This is a genomic window from Kurthia senegalensis (genome assembly GCF_000285595.1).
Classification (GTDB): domain Bacteria; phylum Bacillota; class Bacilli; order Bacillales_A; family Planococcaceae; genus Kurthia; species Kurthia senegalensis.
The window spans coordinates 1-419 of sequence record NZ_CAEW01000053.1; the positions used below are offsets into that span (position 1 = coordinate 1).

4 tRNA genes are annotated in these 419 nt (G+C 49.2%); all 4 read right to left on the reverse strand.

The window, feature by feature from the left end:
* Positions 1 to 42: 42 nt before the first annotated feature.
* Positions 43 to 127, reverse strand: a tRNA-Leu gene (locus KSHG_RS15575).
* A 10-nt stretch (positions 128 to 137) separates the two neighbouring features.
* Positions 138 to 212, reverse strand: a tRNA-Gln gene (locus KSHG_RS15580).
* A gap of 14 nt (positions 213 to 226) precedes the next feature.
* Positions 227 to 310 (reverse strand) — tRNA-Tyr (locus KSHG_RS15585).
* Positions 311 to 326: 16 nt separating this feature from the next.
* Positions 327 to 402 (reverse strand) — tRNA-Val (locus KSHG_RS15590).
* Between the last annotated feature and the right edge of the window lie 17 nt (positions 403 to 419).

The following is a 419-nucleotide window of genomic DNA, read 5'->3' on the forward strand; positions in this document are numbered from 1 at the left end:
GCATAGATTATTTAATCTGGCAATATAAAATTGTTAAAAATATGGTGCGGGTAAAGGGAGTCGAACCCCCACGCCTTGCGGCGCCAGATCCTAAGTCTGGTGCGTCTGCCAATTCCGCCATACCCGCGTAATATAAATGGCTGGGGTACCAGGATTCGAACCTGGGCATGATGGAATCAAAATCCATTGCCTTACCGCTTGGCTATACCCCAATATAAAATTAAGATGGTGGAGGGGGGCAGATTCGAACTGCCGAACCCGAAGGAGCGGATTTACAGTCCGCCGCGTTTAGCCTCTTCGCTACCCCTCCGTAAAAAATATAAAAATGGTGGAGGATGACGGGATCGAACCGCCGACCCTCTGCTTGTAAGGCAGATGCTCTCCCAGCTGAGCTAATCCTCCGTAAAAAAATTGCCTAG